Source organism: Cyanobium sp. FACHB-13342 (assembly GCF_014697415.1).
Classification (GTDB): domain Bacteria; phylum Cyanobacteriota; class Cyanobacteriia; order PCC-6307; family Cyanobiaceae; genus Cyanobium_A.
This window is the reverse complement of record NZ_JACJRT010000015.1, coordinates 81,823-96,891: the sequence shown is the minus strand read 5'-3', so window position 1 is coordinate 96,891 and position 15,069 is coordinate 81,823. Positions and strand designations below refer to the sequence as shown.

Annotated in this window: 19 protein-coding genes; 10 read left to right on the top strand and 9 right to left on the bottom strand. The window is 66.4% G+C overall.

Going from position 1 to position 15,069, the window contains the following annotated elements:
* The first annotated feature begins 11 nt into the window (after positions 1 to 11).
* The 4 genes from H6G16_RS12350 to H6G16_RS12335 all read left to right on the top strand — a co-directional run bounded on the left by H6G16_RS12350 (position 12) and on the right by H6G16_RS12335 (position 3,782).
* Complete coding sequence (locus tag H6G16_RS12350) at positions 12 to 167, top strand: carbohydrate porin (protein ID WP_347238883.1); 156 nt, start codon at positions 12 to 14, stop codon at positions 165 to 167.
* A 124-nt stretch (positions 168 to 291) separates the two neighbouring features.
* The gene (locus H6G16_RS12345) at positions 292 to 1,323 is read left to right on the top strand and encodes an extracellular solute-binding protein (RefSeq protein ID WP_190390625.1); all 1,032 of its coding nucleotides are present in this window, start codon (positions 292 to 294) and stop codon (positions 1,321 to 1,323) included.
* 57 nt (positions 1,324 to 1,380) lie between these two features.
* On the top strand, positions 1,381 to 2,889 hold the full coding sequence (locus tag H6G16_RS12340) for an iron ABC transporter permease (RefSeq protein ID WP_190390624.1): 1,509 nt from the start codon (positions 1,381 to 1,383) through the stop codon (positions 2,887 to 2,889).
* 311 nt (positions 2,890 to 3,200) lie between these two features.
* A complete protein-coding gene (locus H6G16_RS12335; RefSeq protein WP_190390623.1) occupies positions 3,201 to 3,782 on the top strand; it encodes a ferritin in 582 nt (193 codons plus the stop codon).
* A gap of 17 nt (positions 3,783 to 3,799) precedes the next feature.
* On the opposite strand, the gene H6G16_RS12330 is transcribed toward H6G16_RS12335, so the two are convergent.
* Together H6G16_RS12330 and H6G16_RS12325 are read right to left on the bottom strand one after the other, a co-directional pair.
* Positions 3,800 to 4,066, bottom strand: coding sequence for a hypothetical protein (locus H6G16_RS12330; protein WP_190390622.1), 267 nt, complete (start codon positions 4,064 to 4,066; stop codon positions 3,800 to 3,802).
* A gap of 38 nt (positions 4,067 to 4,104) precedes the next feature.
* Positions 4,105 to 4,701: a helix-turn-helix domain-containing protein gene (locus H6G16_RS12325; protein ID WP_190390621.1), complete on the bottom strand. Its 597-nt coding sequence runs from the start codon at positions 4,699 to 4,701 to the stop codon at positions 4,105 to 4,107.
* Positions 4,702 to 5,028: 327 nt separating this feature from the next.
* Here H6G16_RS12325 and H6G16_RS12320 point away from each other — a divergent pair, with 327 nt between their 5' ends.
* From H6G16_RS12320 to mscL, 4 genes are all read left to right on the top strand, one after another.
* Positions 5,029 to 5,520 (top strand): hypothetical protein, encoded by a 492-nt coding sequence (locus tag H6G16_RS12320; RefSeq protein WP_190390620.1) that lies wholly within the window; start codon positions 5,029 to 5,031, stop codon positions 5,518 to 5,520.
* A complete protein-coding gene (locus tag H6G16_RS12315; protein ID WP_190390640.1) occupies positions 5,517 to 6,608 on the top strand; it encodes a hypothetical protein in 1,092 nt (363 codons plus the stop codon). The genes H6G16_RS12320 and H6G16_RS12315 overlap by 4 nt, the downstream gene beginning before the upstream one ends.
* Before the next feature lie 215 nt (positions 6,609 to 6,823).
* Entirely contained in the window at positions 6,824 to 7,693 is an 870-nt protein-coding gene (locus H6G16_RS12310; RefSeq protein ID WP_190390619.1) for a hypothetical protein, read from the top strand.
* Between the two features lie 4 nt (positions 7,694 to 7,697).
* Positions 7,698 to 8,075: a large conductance mechanosensitive channel protein MscL gene (gene mscL / locus H6G16_RS12305; RefSeq protein WP_190390618.1), complete on the top strand. Its 378-nt coding sequence runs from the start codon at positions 7,698 to 7,700 to the stop codon at positions 8,073 to 8,075.
* Between the two features lie 8 nt (positions 8,076 to 8,083).
* Here mscL and H6G16_RS12300 read toward each other — a convergent pair whose 3' ends face one another.
* The 7 genes from H6G16_RS12300 to H6G16_RS12270 form a co-directional block, all read right to left on the bottom strand.
* Positions 8,084 to 9,046, bottom strand: coding sequence for a formylglycine-generating enzyme family protein (locus H6G16_RS12300; protein WP_242036419.1), 963 nt, complete (start codon positions 9,044 to 9,046; stop codon positions 8,084 to 8,086).
* 3 nt (positions 9,047 to 9,049) lie between these two features.
* Positions 9,050 to 10,561 (bottom strand): sulfatase-like hydrolase/transferase, encoded by a 1,512-nt coding sequence (locus H6G16_RS12295; RefSeq protein ID WP_190390617.1) that lies wholly within the window; start codon positions 10,559 to 10,561, stop codon positions 9,050 to 9,052.
* Positions 10,562 to 10,739: 178 nt separating this feature from the next.
* Entirely contained in the window at positions 10,740 to 11,606 is an 867-nt protein-coding gene (locus H6G16_RS12290; protein WP_190390616.1) for a bile acid:sodium symporter, read from the bottom strand.
* Positions 11,607 to 11,668: 62 nt separating this feature from the next.
* Complete coding sequence (locus H6G16_RS12285) at positions 11,669 to 12,049, bottom strand: DUF202 domain-containing protein (protein ID WP_190390615.1); 381 nt, start codon at positions 12,047 to 12,049, stop codon at positions 11,669 to 11,671.
* Positions 12,046 to 12,426: a DUF1622 domain-containing protein gene (locus tag H6G16_RS12280; protein WP_242036418.1), complete on the bottom strand. Its 381-nt coding sequence runs from the start codon at positions 12,424 to 12,426 to the stop codon at positions 12,046 to 12,048. Before H6G16_RS12280 ends, H6G16_RS12285 begins: the two co-directional genes overlap by 4 nt.
* A 7-nt stretch (positions 12,427 to 12,433) precedes the next feature.
* The gene (locus H6G16_RS12275) at positions 12,434 to 13,045 is read right to left on the bottom strand and encodes a hypothetical protein (RefSeq protein WP_190390613.1); all 612 of its coding nucleotides are present in this window, start codon (positions 13,043 to 13,045) and stop codon (positions 12,434 to 12,436) included.
* A gap of 103 nt (positions 13,046 to 13,148) precedes the next feature.
* Positions 13,149 to 13,589 (bottom strand): Fur family transcriptional regulator, encoded by a 441-nt coding sequence (locus H6G16_RS12270; protein ID WP_190390612.1) that lies wholly within the window; start codon positions 13,587 to 13,589, stop codon positions 13,149 to 13,151.
* A gap of 50 nt (positions 13,590 to 13,639) precedes the next feature.
* Between H6G16_RS12270 and H6G16_RS12265 the strand changes: the two genes are divergently transcribed.
* Together H6G16_RS12265 and H6G16_RS12260 are read left to right on the top strand one after the other, a co-directional pair.
* Positions 13,640 to 14,560 (top strand): NAD(P)-dependent oxidoreductase, encoded by a 921-nt coding sequence (locus tag H6G16_RS12265; RefSeq protein ID WP_190390611.1) that lies wholly within the window; start codon positions 13,640 to 13,642, stop codon positions 14,558 to 14,560.
* Positions 14,557 to 15,051 (top strand): hypothetical protein, encoded by a 495-nt coding sequence (locus H6G16_RS12260; protein WP_190390610.1) that lies wholly within the window; start codon positions 14,557 to 14,559, stop codon positions 15,049 to 15,051. The genes H6G16_RS12265 and H6G16_RS12260 overlap by 4 nt, the downstream gene beginning before the upstream one ends.
* Positions 15,052 to 15,069: the final 18 nt, after the last annotated feature.

Here is a 15,069-nt window from a genome sequence, read left to right as displayed (position 1 = left end):
CCGGTGCTGGCATCGACGATCCCCTCTCGCTGGAGCTCTTCTACAAGTTCCAGGTGACGGACAACATCTCGATCACCCCGGGCCTCTTCTACATCACCAACAGCTCCAACCAGTTCAACGACAAAGACCTCTGGGGTGGCGTCATCCAGACCCAGTTCCGCTTCTGAGCGCGGCCTGACCCCTCCGGCGTAGCAATTGCTACGCCGGTTCCTCGCATTCATTACGGGCGCCGCCGCCGCCATCCGACAGGATTCAGCAACGCCCCCGTTCACCCCACTCAGATTGGTTCCCATGCGTTGCAAGCTCACGGCCGTTGCCACCACAGCGCTGGCCACCACCTGCCTGGCGGGCGCCATCGGGGCGGCATCCCTCGCCCAGAACAGCGTCCAGGAGGTGAATGTCTACTCAGGACGCCACTACAACACCGACAAACTGCTCTACCGCGACTTCACCCGCCGCACGGGCATCAAGGTGAACCTGCTGGAAGGCAAGGATGATGAACTGATTCAGCGTCTCAAGAGCGAAGGGCCCAAGAGCAAGGCCGACCTGCTGGTGTTGGTGGATGCGGCGCGGATCTATCGAGCCCAGCAGGACAACCTCTTCCAATCGATCTCCTCAGCCGAGCTGAACAAGGACGTGCCGGCCAGCCTGCGGGACCCGGGAGGGCGCTGGTATGGCCTGACCCGCCGCGCCCGACCGGTGATGGTCAACCCAGCCCAGGTGAACCCCAACATGATCCGCACCTACGCCGATCTCACCAAGCCCGCGCTCAAGGGCAAGCTCTGTCTGCGCAACCGGGCCAGCGTCTACAACCAATCGCTGGTGGCCGATGAACTGGTTCGTCGCGGGGCCACGGCGACACGGCAATGGGTCCGCGGGGTGGTTGCCAATAGGAAAGACCCCTTCTTCACCTCAGACACCACCATGGTGCGCGCCGTGGGACAGGGCCAATGCGGCGCCACCATCGCCAACCAGTACTACCTGGCCAGGCTGCTGAGCGGCGATAACGCAGCCGACCGGGCCACCGCCAAAAAGGTGCGCGTGGTGTGGCCCAACCCCACCCACGTCAACGTGACAGCCGGCGGTGTCACCCGCAGCTCCCGGAATCCGGAAGCCGCGCGCCGTCTGCTGGAATTCCTGGCCTCGCCCAGCTCCGGCGAAGGCTTTGCCGCCGCCAACAACGAGTACCCCCTCAAGGGCTGGGGCAACAACCCCACCCTCAAGGCGTTCGGCACCTTCAAGGCCACCCCGGTGTCGATCGAGCAGATGGGGCGGCGCAACCGCGAGGCCGTGCAATTGATGAGCGAGGCTGGCTGGGAGTAGCGAGCGCGTCAAGCGTTGACACCCTCCACGCCCCTAGGCGCGCCATCCGATCGTCCGTTGGGCGCCAACAGCCGCAGCGGACTTGTGGTGGCCGTGCTGGTGGCATGCGGACTCGCCCTGCTGCCCCTGCTCACCCTGCTGAAGGACGCCCTGGTCGGCGGGGGTGACGCACCACTGGGGCTGGGATTCGATGGGGCTCGCCAGGTGCGGGGCACCCTGCTGCTGGTGGCCGGCGAAGGGCTGCTCGGCGCCGTGTTGGGCACGGCGATTGGCTGGCTCACGGCGGTCTGCCGCTTCCCAGGCCGCCGCTGGCTGCGCATTGCCCAGCTGGTGCCGATGGCGTTTCCGGCCTACCTGCTGGCCGCCAGCCTGATCGATTGGGCCAGCCATCGAGGCCTGCGCATCCACGGCCTGGGGTGGGCGATTGTGCTGCTCACCCTGGCCAATTACAGCTATGTGTTTCTGCTGAGCACCGAAAGCTTCTCCGTGAGTGGCCGGCGGCTCCTGGAAGCCAGCCGCAGCCTTGGGGTGGGCCCCTGGAGCAGCTTCTTCCGGGTGGCCCTGCCGATCGCCTTGCCCTCGATCGGGGCCGGCGTTGCCCTCAGCGCCATGGAGGTGGTGAATGAATTGGGGGCCGTCCGCCTGCTGGGGGTACCCAGCCTCTCGGCTGGAATCCTGGACCGCTGGCAGGTGGATGGCGATCCCCAGGGTGCGGCCCTGCTCTCGCTGGTGGCCCTGGCGATCGTGGCCGTGCTGATCGCCAGCGAGCGCCTGCTGCGCCAACGCAGCCGCCGCTGGAATCTCGAGGGCAGTCGCGGGGGGGGGCACGTCTGGCCCCTGACCGGCTGGCGCGCGACGCTCGCCCAACTCCTTTGTGCCCTTCCACCACTGGGCGCGGTGGCGATTCCCCTGCTCTGGATCCAGGCGGGCTGGCAGGGGCTGGAGGCCGAATCCATGGTGGAACTCGGCCAACTGGCCAGCCGCAGCCTGGGACTGGCCCTGTTGGCCACCGCCGTCACTGGCCTGGGGGCCCTGCTTCTGGCCATCTCCCGACGCTGGAGCCCCCAACCACTGGTGCGCCAACTGAGCTTCCTGGCCGGGCTCGGCTACGCCATTCCCGGCAGCGTGCTGGCGCTGGGACTGATCCTGTTAGGGGCCCCGCTGGGATTCAGCCCAGTGCTGCTGCTGCTCTGGGGCTATGGCGATCGCTTCATCGCCGTGTCCAAACAGGGGCTCGATGCCGCCCTGGAGCGGATCCCACCAAGCATCGACGAAACGGCCACCAGCCTGGGTTGCGATTGGCAAGGGGTGCTGCGCCGCATTCACCTGCCGCTGCTGCGAGGCCCCCTGTTGGTGGGCTCCCTGCTGGTGTTTGTGGATGTGGTGAAGGAGCTGCCGATCACCCTGGCGCTACGTCCCTTCGATTTCGACACCCTGGCGGTGCGGGTGTTCCAGTACGCCAGTGATGAGCGGGTGGGAGCCGCGATGGCCCCGGCCCTGCTGATCATGCTGTTTGGCCTGATCGCCGCCTTCGCCCTGGTGCCCAGCCTGGAAAAGCGCGGCTAATCACGGCCGCAGCGGCACTTTCCGCCCTTCCACTTGGAACACTTGCTCTTCTTGCACCCCTTTTTCTTCTCCGCACTGGGACCGCGCTGCCCGAGAGGGGAAGGGTTGTCCTTGGTAGGGCCGATGGACTGGGCCATGGCGCAACCTCCGTGCTGAAGTCGACTGGTCGCCCTAAGCCTATGGACAGCTGTGGCTGACTTGGACAGCCCGAAAGCGGGTTGGACGCCGGATTACCGGCAGCTGTGCCATTTGCAACACCTTTTCCTTGGGAAAACCATGGCTACGGTGATGGCAGCGATCAAGTCAGCACCATGGTGCAAGCCACCTCCAGCAGCAGCTCCAGCCCGGTGGCCATCGGCCCCGCTGGTCGGGCGATGGCCCAGCCCATGGATGCGGCCTTGCTGGAGGGTCTACAACAGCATTTGACGATGGAACGGCAGGCCAGTGCGGCCTACTGGGCCATGGCGATCTGGTTTGGCGAGCGGGAACTCAGGGGCTTCTGCCACTACCTCAAGGGCGAGGCCAGCAACGAGCAACACCACGCGGGCCTTGTGGCCGACTACCTCATGGCGCGCGGCCAGACCGTGATCCTCGAGCCGGTGGCCTCCCCGCGCCAGCACTGGCGCGATCCCGAAGAGCTCTTCTCCGCCATCTTTCAGATGGAAGCGGATGTCACCACATCTCTCCATCAGCTCTATGCCATGGCAGAGCGCGCCGGCGATGTGCGCACCACCGTGTTTCTCGACCCGATCGTCCAAGGGCAGATCGATTCCGAGCATGAGGCCGCCCATCTGCTCGGCCGCATTCGCTTTGCCCAGGGCAATCCAGCCGCCATGCTGGTGATTGACGGGGAGCTGAGTGACGGCAAGCACACGCCTGAGTCGGTGGCGTAACGCTCCAGCCGGAAGCCTCAGCAGGGCAGGGGCCGGCGGGTCAATTCATCGAGAAACGCCACCGCCAGGCTGTCGCGCAGCCCACCATTGCAGCGCAGCGCCTTGGCGCAGGCCTGCAGCTCCTGACGCCGAAGCACCAACTGCTGCAGTTCTCTCTGCAGGCGCTGCAGCAGGCGCTCTTCCTGGCAGCGGCCCAGATCAGCGATCACCTGGGCAACCCGGCCACGCAACTGATCCATTTCCCGGCAAAGGCTGGCCACCAGGCTGTCGGAGGGCTTGGCCATGAGGTGGGGGTTAGGAACAACCATCGCGCTAGAGGGCGTCAGGCCGCCGCCAGGGGAGCGGTTTCGATTAGCTCCGGCGCCAGACGCATGCCGGCTTCGCCGACGGGGGCCTCGAGCAGCTGGGCCTGACGGATGCGGGAAATCAACCGGGTGGTGGTGACCCGGGTGGTGCCGATCAATTCGCCGATCCGCTCGTGGGTGAGCCGGAAAGGCAGATCACACCAGCTACCGCAGCGACGCCCCAACCGACGCACCAGCAGCCCGAACAGGGCATGAAGCCGCTGCTCGGCGCTGCCGAGGTGGCGGATCCGCAGCAGTTGCAAGGTCCACTCGTTCACCGCATCAAAGCCCTCCCCCTGGCGGGGTTCGGCGTCGCTGCGAAAGCTCAGGGGAGTCAGCGCTTCCACGCAGATGCCCTCACTGCAGAGGCGATCGGTGCAGAGCTGATCGCCGGCCTGCAGAAACGCCAGGGTCATCCCCTCCGTCTCTTCGCAGGGGCAATAGACGCGGGCCACCCCGTCGAGCACCTCGATGCAGCTGCCCTTGGGTCGCAGGCTGGGATCGAGCAGCACGGTCTGGCCGACCGGCATGCGTACGGCAGCGGCGGGGGCATCAGGCAGAAAGCGAAAACTCATGACCCAAGCGGCGGGCTTATTGCGAATGACTCGCAACCTAAACAAGATCGCGCCCTTTTGCAAGCGATTCTCAGTAACAACTGTCAATTGCAAGCCGGCCAGTCCGGGCCGCCGGATCCGGATCAGGCGGCGCCCGCCCCTGGGGTCGATGCCTCCTTGCGGCGGTTTCGTTTTTTGGAAACTATTTCTTGCTGCGCAACTTCGAACGGCAAAAGTGGGCTCTGGGATCACCATTTGTAGCCCTGCGCAACAGCGTGATGCCAAAGAGCTGAGCCCTAGCCACGATGTTGTTGTTTCCCACCGATCGTTGGGGATTTCCCATTCATGTTGAACCGCAACACTCTGTGCAGCCGCATCGGTCTGCTGGCCGCTGCCGCCACGGCGTTCGCAGCAGCTCCGGCCTTGGCCCAGTCGGGCACGCTCTACAAACTCGACACCAAATGCAGCGTCAAGGGCGGGGCGCCGCAGGCTTGCGTCATTGAGGCCGTGAACGAGGGCAACGCCACCCTGTACCGACACATCCTGGGCAAAACCGTGGAAACGGTTCGCGTCACCGACGCTCCAGTGCGGATGAGCCTCTGGGTCGACAGCACCAAAACCTGGAAAAATCTCGACTCCGCAGCCGCCCGCTTCTCCACCAACACGATCTGCTTCAACGGTCGTGACCTCTGCGCAATCAATCCCAACTACCTCAACAGCGTGCGGGAGGATCGTCCCGATGCCACCGCTGGCCGGGACCTGGTCAAGGTCCAATTCGGGGCGGATGGTCGCATCGACCTCACCTGCTACGACGACGGCTGCAAGGGGGTTGGCCAATGAAACACTCCCTGAATGGTCCCCTGGCGGGATTCGGGCTGGTGTTGGCCGGGGTGATGGCCCTGCCCATGGGGGCAGCCCTGGCCTTTGAGGCGCCGGGGCTGGAGAGCAGCACCGTCCAGCTGATCGCCCGCGGCGGTGGCGGCGGACGCGCTGGCGGCGGTGGTGGTGGCGGCCGCGTCGGGGGCGGCGGTGGCGGCGGCGGGGGACGTGCTGGTGGCGGTGCGGCCCGAGTGGGCGGCGGCGGCGGCGGTGGCGGCCGCAAAGCTGCCGGCCACAGCGGCTTCAGCAACGCTGGCGCCGGCCTCAATCGCGGCTCGGCCAAACCCACCGGCGGCTGGAGCAACAAAGCCCAAATGGGCGGGGGCGGAGGACCATCCCTCAATCGGCCCACAGCAGCAGCACGCCCAGCAGCGACGCGCCCAGCCGCCGCCACCCGTCCGGCATCGGGATCTCGCCCTGGCAGCTCGATCGGCAGCGGTGACCGCATGGCCAGTCGGGACAAGCCCGCAACCCGCGACCTCAACCGGGATCGCAATCGAGAGTTCAATCGGGATGGCAACCGCGATTTCAACCGGGATGGCAACCGGAGCCTGAGCCGGGATGTGAACCGGGACGTCAACCGGAACATCAGCCGCGATGTGAATCGCAACTGGAACCGCGACGTCAACCTCAACAACGTCAACCTCTATCCAGGCTGGGCCCGTCCCGGCTGGGGGGTGGCACGGCCGTGGAACTACGGCTGGTATGGCGGCTGGGCCACCCCAACCTGGGGCTGGTGGGGGGCTCGGGCCGCGGCCTGGGGAGTCGCCACCCTGGCCACCGCGGCGATCATCAATGACGCTGTGGATGACGCCGTGGATGACCACAGCTCCTACATCGTGGTGCCCAACACCAACTACCAACTGCTCTACGGAACGGTTCAACCCTCCAGCAGCGATTCGGTGAGTTTTGTGGTGCAGGCCGACGGCAATGACTACCAACTCACGGCCAACTGCAACCAGGGCACCATCAACGGCCAGGAGCCCAGCAACGCCTCAGAGGCGGAACTGCTGAATGCCGCCTGCCAGGTGGCCTACGGCTCGGTCTGAACCAGTCCACTCCCCTCAACGGAGGGAGACAAGGACCTGTCGCCACAACTGCGGCAGGTCCTTTTTCGTATCTCGGAGATTGGTAAAAGACGCAGGAGTTTGCGTAACGTGCAGATCTCCACCTCGCCGCATGGGCGATTCCACAACAATCATCCAATGGGCGTGGAGATGCAACCCGAAAACGAGATGATGGGCGCCATCCTCTTGATGAGCCCATGCATTCGGCCAGAGCCATTTCCTCCCTGATCGGCATCGTGCTGCTGGGCAGCCTGGATCTGGGAGCGCAGGCTCAGCCGGCCAACCAGGAGGCTGCTGAGCCCCCCTCAACGGAGACCCCAGCCCCCAGCGCGGCATCCCCCTGGGCCGGCACGGTGGAGCTCTATGGCTTTGCACCGATCCGAAGCACCGGAACCACCACAATTAAAGGCTTCAGCACGGATACGGATCTGAGCCTCGGGGATGCCCTCTCCAAGTTGAAGTGGGCAACCTCAATCCGAGGCAGCATTGAACACGGGCGCATCGGACTGCTCACCGATCTGAGCTACGTGAAGCTGGGGCAATACAACGCCACCACAGGTCAGCGTGGAATTTTCACCGGGCAGGCCGAAGTAGCGGCGGTGCAGGGCATCTACGACCTCGCCCTGCGCTACCGCTTCGGCGATCGGGAAAGGGCCGTGGGCCAACCCGGGCAATTCAGCGTGATCCCCTACGCCGGAATCCGCATCATCGATGCCCAGCTGGATGTCTCCGCCCAGGTGGACGTGGGGAATGTGATCAGTTTCCAACCGGAAGGCAACTATGGACGCACCTGGGTGCAGCCCCTGATCGGCACCCAGGCCAGCGTGTTTCTCTCCCCGCGCCTGCGGGCTTTCGCCCGCGCCGACATCGGTGGCTTCAACCTGAGCGGTACCGATGATCTGTCCGGCAATGCCCAGATCGGCCTGGGCTACGCCATCGGCAACAACACCGACCTGAACATCTCCTGGCGCTATCTCGGACTGGATTACAACAATGGCGACACGCCAGACAGCGGCTTCAGCAGCTACCAGAATGGCGTTGAAATCGGCTTAAAATTCTTCTTCTAAACCCATGACGCGTCGTTCCTCGTTCTTCTCCGACTTCAAAGCCTTCATCCAAAAGGGCAATGTGGTGGATCTGGCCGTGGCCGTGGTCATCGGCGGCGCCTTCGGCAAGGTGGTGGATGCTGTGGTCAGCCTGGTGATGGGCTCTCTGCTCGCCCCGGTGCTCAAAGCCGCCAACGTGTCGGCGATCAGTGCCTGGCCCGCTGGCGCGGTGATCGTGGCCCTGATCAATTTCGTGGTGATTGCCTTTGTGGTGTTCGTGATCGTGCGCAGCATCGAGGCGCTGAAACGCGGCGAACGGGCCGTGGCCGCCCCCGATCCCCAGGCCCAACTGGCTGCCGCCGCAACCCGCCTGGCGGACGCCCTCGACCGCCGCCAGCTCTGAGGGGCTGATCAGGCCGCCGGCCTCACCACGCAGCGAAAGCCCATGTGGCCCGTGGCGGTATCGATGCCCTGGGCCATGCGAGCCGGAGGGCGGTAGCGGCGGCAATAACTGGGGGCACAGAGGTAGGAGCCCCCCTTCACCACCTTGCGGGGCACGGCCCCATGCTGGGACTGGGCATCGATGCTGGCCTCCCGTCTGGCCGCCTCGGCCGTCGCACAGCAGCCGGAGGAGTCCTGCTCCACAGCAACCGCAGAGCCATGGGGGCCGTACCAGCTGTCGGTCCACTCCCACACGTTGCCGATCATGTCGACCAGGCCGTAGCCATTGGGTGGGAATGCCCCAACCGGTGAGGTGCGCTCGTAGCCATCGAGGCGGCTGTTGTGATGGGGGAAGTCGCCCTGGAAGGTGTTGGCCACCGGCACCCCCCCGGGATGCAGCGCATCCCCCCAAGCGAACTCTCCCGTTTGGCCGCCTCCCCAGGCGGCCCATTCCCACTCGGCTTCGCGGGGCAGCTGCTTGCCGATCCAGGCCGCATAGGCCTCGGCGTCGGCGTGGGCAACATGCACCACCGGGTGCTGGTCCCGTCCCTTGATCGAGCTACCGGGGCCCTCCGGGTGACGCCAGTTAGCGCCGGGAATGTACTGCCACCAGCTGTAGTGATTGGCCTGCCCCACCGGCCCCGGTGGCGGCACGAACACGATTGAGGCCGGCAGCAACTGCTCGGCGCGGGCGCCGGGATAGAGCGCCGGATCCGGCGATCGCTCCGCCACGGTCTGATACCCCGTGGCCTTGACAAACTTCTGAAACAGGGTGTTGGTGACGGGAGCGCGATCGATCCAGAAGCCCGGGATCTCCACCCGGTGGGCCGGAGCCTCCTCCGGGTAGTGGTGGTCGGAACCCATCAAAAAAGAGCCCCCCGGAATCCACACCATGCCGGAGGCTGGTGGTCGTCCAGGGGGCTTGGGGGGCATGGATCAGGCCCCGCCGCTAGCCGCCTGCTCCAGTTTCTCCATCACCCGCTCCAGCGAGAAGCTGGCCGCCTTCTGGCGGGGTGGGTAGTCCACGAAGGTTTTGAGGAACTCGCCCACGAAGGCCTGGGCTGGCACGATCAGGAAGACATGATCGAACATCCAGTCCCAATAGGTGTTGGAGGTGATGTCGGCCCGCTCATAGGGATCGGTGAGCAGGTTGAAGATCTTCGGCAGCCGTAGCTCAATGAACGGCTCGGCCCAGATCTGGCAGGTGCCTGGCTGGCGCTGCTCCATGAAGACAAACTTCCAGTTGTCATAGCGCAGACCCACCAGATTGCCGTCGTCGGAGAAGTAGAAGAACTCCTTGCGGGGGCTCTTGTCCGTCTTGCCCGTCCAGTAGTCGAGCATGTTGTAGCCATCCAGATGGATGCGGAACGTTTTGTTCCCCACCTGATAGCCCGTGAGAAGTTTCTGCTTGATCTCCGGCTCGCCCGCCGCGGCCAGCAAGGTTGGCAGCCAGTCGAGGTGGCTGCAGATGCCGGTGATGTTGGTGCCAGCCGGAATCTTGCCGGGCCAGCGCACCAGGGCAGGCACCCGATAGGCCCCTTCCCAGTTGGTGTTCTTCTCGCTGCGGAAAGGGGTCATGCCGGCATCGGGCCAGCTGTTCATGTGGGGCCCGTTGTCGGTGCCGTACATCACGATCGTGTCGTCGGTGACGCCCAGCTCATCGAGCAGGTTGAGCATCTCGCCGATGCACTCGTCGTGATAAATCATCACGTCGTGGTATTCCGACTGCCAGCGCCCGGAGCGCCCGATGTCCTGGGGCCGGGCGTAGGTGCGGAAGTGCATGTGGGTGGTGTTGAACCACACGAAGAAGGGCTCGCCAGAGGCCACCGCATCGCGGATGAACCGCTTGGCCTCCACCATGAATTCGTCGTCGGCCGTCTCCATCCGCTTGCGGGTGAGCGGACCGGTGCTCTCGATCCGCTGGGTGCCGTCGCCATTGGCCCAGCAGTGCAGCACGCCGCGGGGAGCAAAGCGCTTGCGGAAGTTGGGGAACTCGGGGTCGTCTTCCTTCGGGTAATCGCGCAGCTCGGGCTCTTCCTCGGCATTGAGGTGGTAGAGGTTGCCGAAGAACTCATCGAAGCCGTGCATCGTCGGCAGATGCTCGTCGCGGTCGCCGAAGTGGTTCTTGCCGAACTGGCCCGTGCGGTAGCCCTGGGGCTTGAGCAGGGCGGCAATGGTGGGGTCTTCGGCGCGGAAGCCGAGTTCGGCACCAGGCAAGCCCACCTTGGAGAGACCGGTGCGGTAAACGCTCTGGCCGGTGATGAAGGCGGCACGGCCGGCAGTGCAACTCTGCTCGGCGTAGTAATGGATGAACTTGGCCCCTTCCTTGGCCACCCGATCGATATTGGGGGTCTCATACCCCATCAACCCGTGGCTGTAGCAGCTCAGGTTGCTCTGGCCGATGTCATCACCCCAAAGGATGAGGATGTTGGGTTTTCCGTTGGGCATGGGAGGAGAGAGAGAGCGCGACGCGAGGGGGCAAGGATGCCTGCTCAAAGGATGGAAATGAATGGCCATGATGACTGGACATTCATGCACTTCTTTACACCCAACTTGAAGCGCCAAAACACAAGCGCAAAGGGATCAATTCAGCGCAAACTGCAAACTCCTAGGGGGGGTAGATAGTTCAGGCCTGGCCTTGGGTGCGTTGTTGCCAGCGCAGGAAGGGCACCGAGAGCAGCACGGTGGTGAGCAGATACACCAGGATGCCCAATTTGACGGCCGGCACCCCGGGGGCGAAGGTGCTCGCCAGCAGCAGCGCCAGACCCGGATTGCGCATTGAGGTGACCAGGGCCAGGGTGACCCGCTGGCGGGGATCCGGGTCGGCCAGCCCATAGCCGAGGGCCAGGCTGACCAGCACCAGGGCTGCCATCACGGGCAAGGCCACGAGATTGGCCCCCACGTAGGTGACCAGCAACGGAGCCGTCTTCCAGAGCACCAGCACCACCAACACCACCAGCAGAACGTTGGCGATCCGGTCGAGGGGCCTTTCCAACCGGCTGGCCCAGCCAGGAGCCAAGCGCCGCAGCACCAGGCCAAGCAAGAGCGGCAACAGTTGGGCTACGGCCACCTGGCTGGCCACATGGCGGGGCTGGATCGCCCAACCGGCCACCCCGAAGGTGTCGGTGAACAGGATCGCCAGCAGCGGGATCGTGAGGATCGCTGCCAAGGCGGCCGCCACCTGGAGCAGGGCCGCCAGGGCGCGATCCCCCCCGGTCTTGCCCGCCTTGCGCAGCAGCAAGGGGGCACTGGGACACACGGCCATCAGGGAGATGGCGAAGCGGGCCGGCTGGGAGAGGGCCAGGGTGGGGGGCCAGAGCAAGAGCAGCAGGGCCGCCAGGGGAACCAGCACGCAGGTGCCGAGCAGGGCGCGCAGCACCAGGGCCCGGTCCTGTTGCCAGCGCCGAAAACCGTCCAGAGGTAGGCCCACCCCGAGGGCGAACATGACCATGAACAGCGTCGCCTGAACCAGGAGAGAGGGAGACGGAGCCATCACATCGGGAAGAACAACAGGTGACTGAAGCGTTCTGAAGCGAGCACGGGCCGACCCAGCCGCTAGGGGCCTGCTCCAAAGGCCACCAGCAGCAGGGCCACCACGCCGATCAAGGTGATCAACACCGCCGTGGCCGCCGCCAGCTGGGGCTTGTCGCGGTAGACGTAGTCGTTTTGGTGCAGACGGCGCAATTCGCGGCGGTATTGGACCGTGGCCCCCACCATCGCCACGATGCCTGTGATCACGAAGCCCGCCGCCACCAGCTGCACGCCGCGCTGAGCCTGCACGTCTCCTGAGGCGGCAACGCGATCAATGGCCGCAATGATCTTGTCGAGGCCGAAGCCGAAGCTGATCAGGGAGAGGCAGGTGCGAATCCAGGCCATCAGGGTGCGCTCGGCCGCATCCCGGTTGCGCTGTTTGGCCAGTTCGTTGGTGAGGTTCACGGGCGAGCCTCCGGCACAGACGCCTGCTGAGCCTGCTCGGACTCCAGATCCCGGGCCAGAAAGACATTGAGCAGGGTGCGGATCACGGCCACCACCGCCAACTGCACCAGATGGGAGCCGGTGGGGGAGGTGGAGGTGGCGACGATGTCGGCCCCGAGCTGGAATTCGAGGGCCATCGCCAACCAGCTGCCGAAGGTGAGCCGCACCCCCCGGAAGCCGGCGGGGCCGCGCCCACGCCGGCGCCAAGCCCGCCAGGCCTGACGCAGGGTGACCAACAGCCCCAGCAGCACCGTGCACAGGGACAGGGCCTCGAGCACGGTGCGCAAGGCGGTGGCCAGGAGGGCCAGGCCCTGCTCGAGACCGGGAAACGACGCCATCTCTGCACTAGGCATGGCTGGCTCCCTGCGGTGTCCGCACCTGACGGAACAGAAGGTGCACCAGCCAGCCCGGCACCGTCACCGAGGCCACCAGGATCGTGAGCGAAGCGCTGAGGCGACTGGAGAAGGTGCGCGCCACGTCGAGGCCGGAGTGCACAAAGGCCGCGGTCACAAGCACGGCAAAGAGGCCCGTGGTGAGCGCGCTGGCCGACCGCAACACGTCGCGGGGATGGCGCCGATCGCTGCGGTGGGCATCGCCGCTGAGCAGCCGGCCGGAGACGGCGCCAGCCAATGCCAACGCCGCCACGACACCCGCCCGCGATGGCCAGTCGCCGCGGGGGTCCAGCTGCTGGAGCTGGCCAGCAATCACGGTGGCGGTTCCGAGCAGCCCCCCGGCCACCGCCCCGAGCAGGGCCCACCAGCGGAGCGGAGGCCAGGGCCGGCCGCTGAGGCTGGCGCCCGCCGCTAAGCCGATGGCGCTGAGCACGGCCGAGGGCACCAGGGGCAGCCGCCAGGTGAGCAGAAAGGCCAGGGCCGCGCCCACCACCGCGCCGAGAATCCGACTGGGATGCAGCCGGGGCGAGGGCAGGCCACTGCCGCGAGCGGGTGATTCAGACATGACGCGAGCCATCGCGTGCGAGGCGATCCCACGGGCTCACGCTAAGGAGCGTTCCGGGTGCCGACAGCGGAGCTGGCGCTTTTGCAAAAACCTGCGCGAGCCCCTATTCCGCCGCCGCGCACCCGGGGCAGAGGGCGCGCACATTGAGCACGCATTCCAACAGGCGGAAACCGTGATGGCCCGCGGCCTGCTCCCCGGCCTGGAGCACCGCCGGGGTTTCGAATTCCTCCGTGCGACCGCAGCGCACACACACCAGATGGTGGTGGTCGCGGTGGGCATCGCTGGCCAGCTCAAAACGGCGGCCGCCCTCGGGCAGCTCGAGCTCCTGGAGCAGGCCCATCGAGCTGAGCAGCCGCAGGGTGCGGTACACCGTGGCCAGCGACACCCGCTCCTCGCTGCGCAGCAGGCGCTGGTGCACCTCTTCGGCACTGAGATGGCTGCCCTCGCCAATGCGCTCAAACAGGGCCAGCACCCGCTGCCGCTGGGGCGTGAGCCGCTGACCACGATCGTGCAGGCTGGTGCGCAAGCTGGGTTGGGCGGGCACCGCTGCATCCCTGGGCTTCTCAACAATAGGCACAGTTGCGAAGAGGCGCCATGACCAAACCGCGGGCCGTGTTTCTGGACGCCCTCAGCCTGGGCCCGGTGGACCTGTCGCCGCTGGAGCAGCACGCCGAGCTGGTCTGCTGGCCAAGCACGGCCGCGGAGCAGAGGCTGGAGCGCCTGCAAGGGGCCGAGATCGCCATCACCAACAAGATCCGGCTGGATGGGGAGTTGCTGCGCCAACTGCCGCAGTTGCGCCTGATCTGCGCCGCCAGCACCGGCACCGACCAGATCGACAGCGAAGCCTGCCGGGAGCTGGGCATCGCCGTGCGCAACGCGGGGCGCTACAGCACCGCCTCGGTGGTGCAGGTGACCTGGGCCCTGATCCTCGAGCTCGTCTGCGATCTCACCACCCGGCGGCGCCAGGTGCGCGACGGCGCCTGGCAACGCAGCCCGGTGTTTGCCCTGGTGGAGCCGGAATTCGAGGAGCTGGCGGGCCGCACCCTCACCGTGGTGGGGGCGGGCACCATCGGCCGGGGCGTGGCGGCCGTGGCCGAGGCCTTCGGGATGGCCGTGCGGCCGATCACCAGCGGCAGCAGTGCATCGGAACTGGAAGCAGCCCTGCGTCAGGCGGATGTGGTGAGCCTGCACGCCCCGCTCACCCCGGCCACCCGGGGCCTGATCAATGCCGAGCGGCTGGGCTGGTTGAAGCCGTCGGCAGTGCTGGTGAATCTGGGCCGGGGCGGCCTGATCGAGCTGCCCGCCCTGGTGGAGGCCCTGCAGCGGGGGGCCTTGGCCGGGGCCGCCCTCGACGTGCTGGATCAGGAGCCCCCCGGGGCCGAACTGGATGCCCTCAAAGACGTGCCCAATTTGATCCTGACGCCCCACATCGGCTGGGCCTCCTGCCAGGCCCGCCAGCGGTTGGTGGCCGCCCTGGCGGAGGCGCTGGAGAGCGAAATCGGGAGCTGGGGATGACAGGCCGCATCAGGCGGCCGGCAGCTGGGCTAGGCGCCATCCTCCTGGGGGTGGTGCTCCTGCAGCCCCTGGCGGCCCTCGCCCGGGGGAACGCCCTGCAGGAGGCGATCGCCGCCTTTGAGCAGCGGGGTTTTGTGATTCGCCGGGAGCATCCGCGCTGCGCCGAGCCCCAGCTGTTCGGGTTGTACGTACGCGGCCGGCGCGAGGTGGTGGTGTGCCCCAGGGGCAACCAGCTGGAAACCCTGCTGCACGAGGGCTGGCATGCGGTGCAGTCGCTCTGCCTGCGCGGCACCCCCCTGCTGGGCAGCGATGCCCTGCTGCACCAGCTCGGGCGACGGGATCGCCGCGAGCTGCAGCTGCTCTATCGCCCCGACCAATGGCCGAGGGAGGCGGAGGCCCGCCTGATGGCCCGCGAACCCCTAGATCGCTACCTCCAGACCCTGGATCGCGCCTGCACGGCCGCCGTGCCTGCGCCGCCAAAGGCAAACTGAACCCATCTCTCCAGGCCG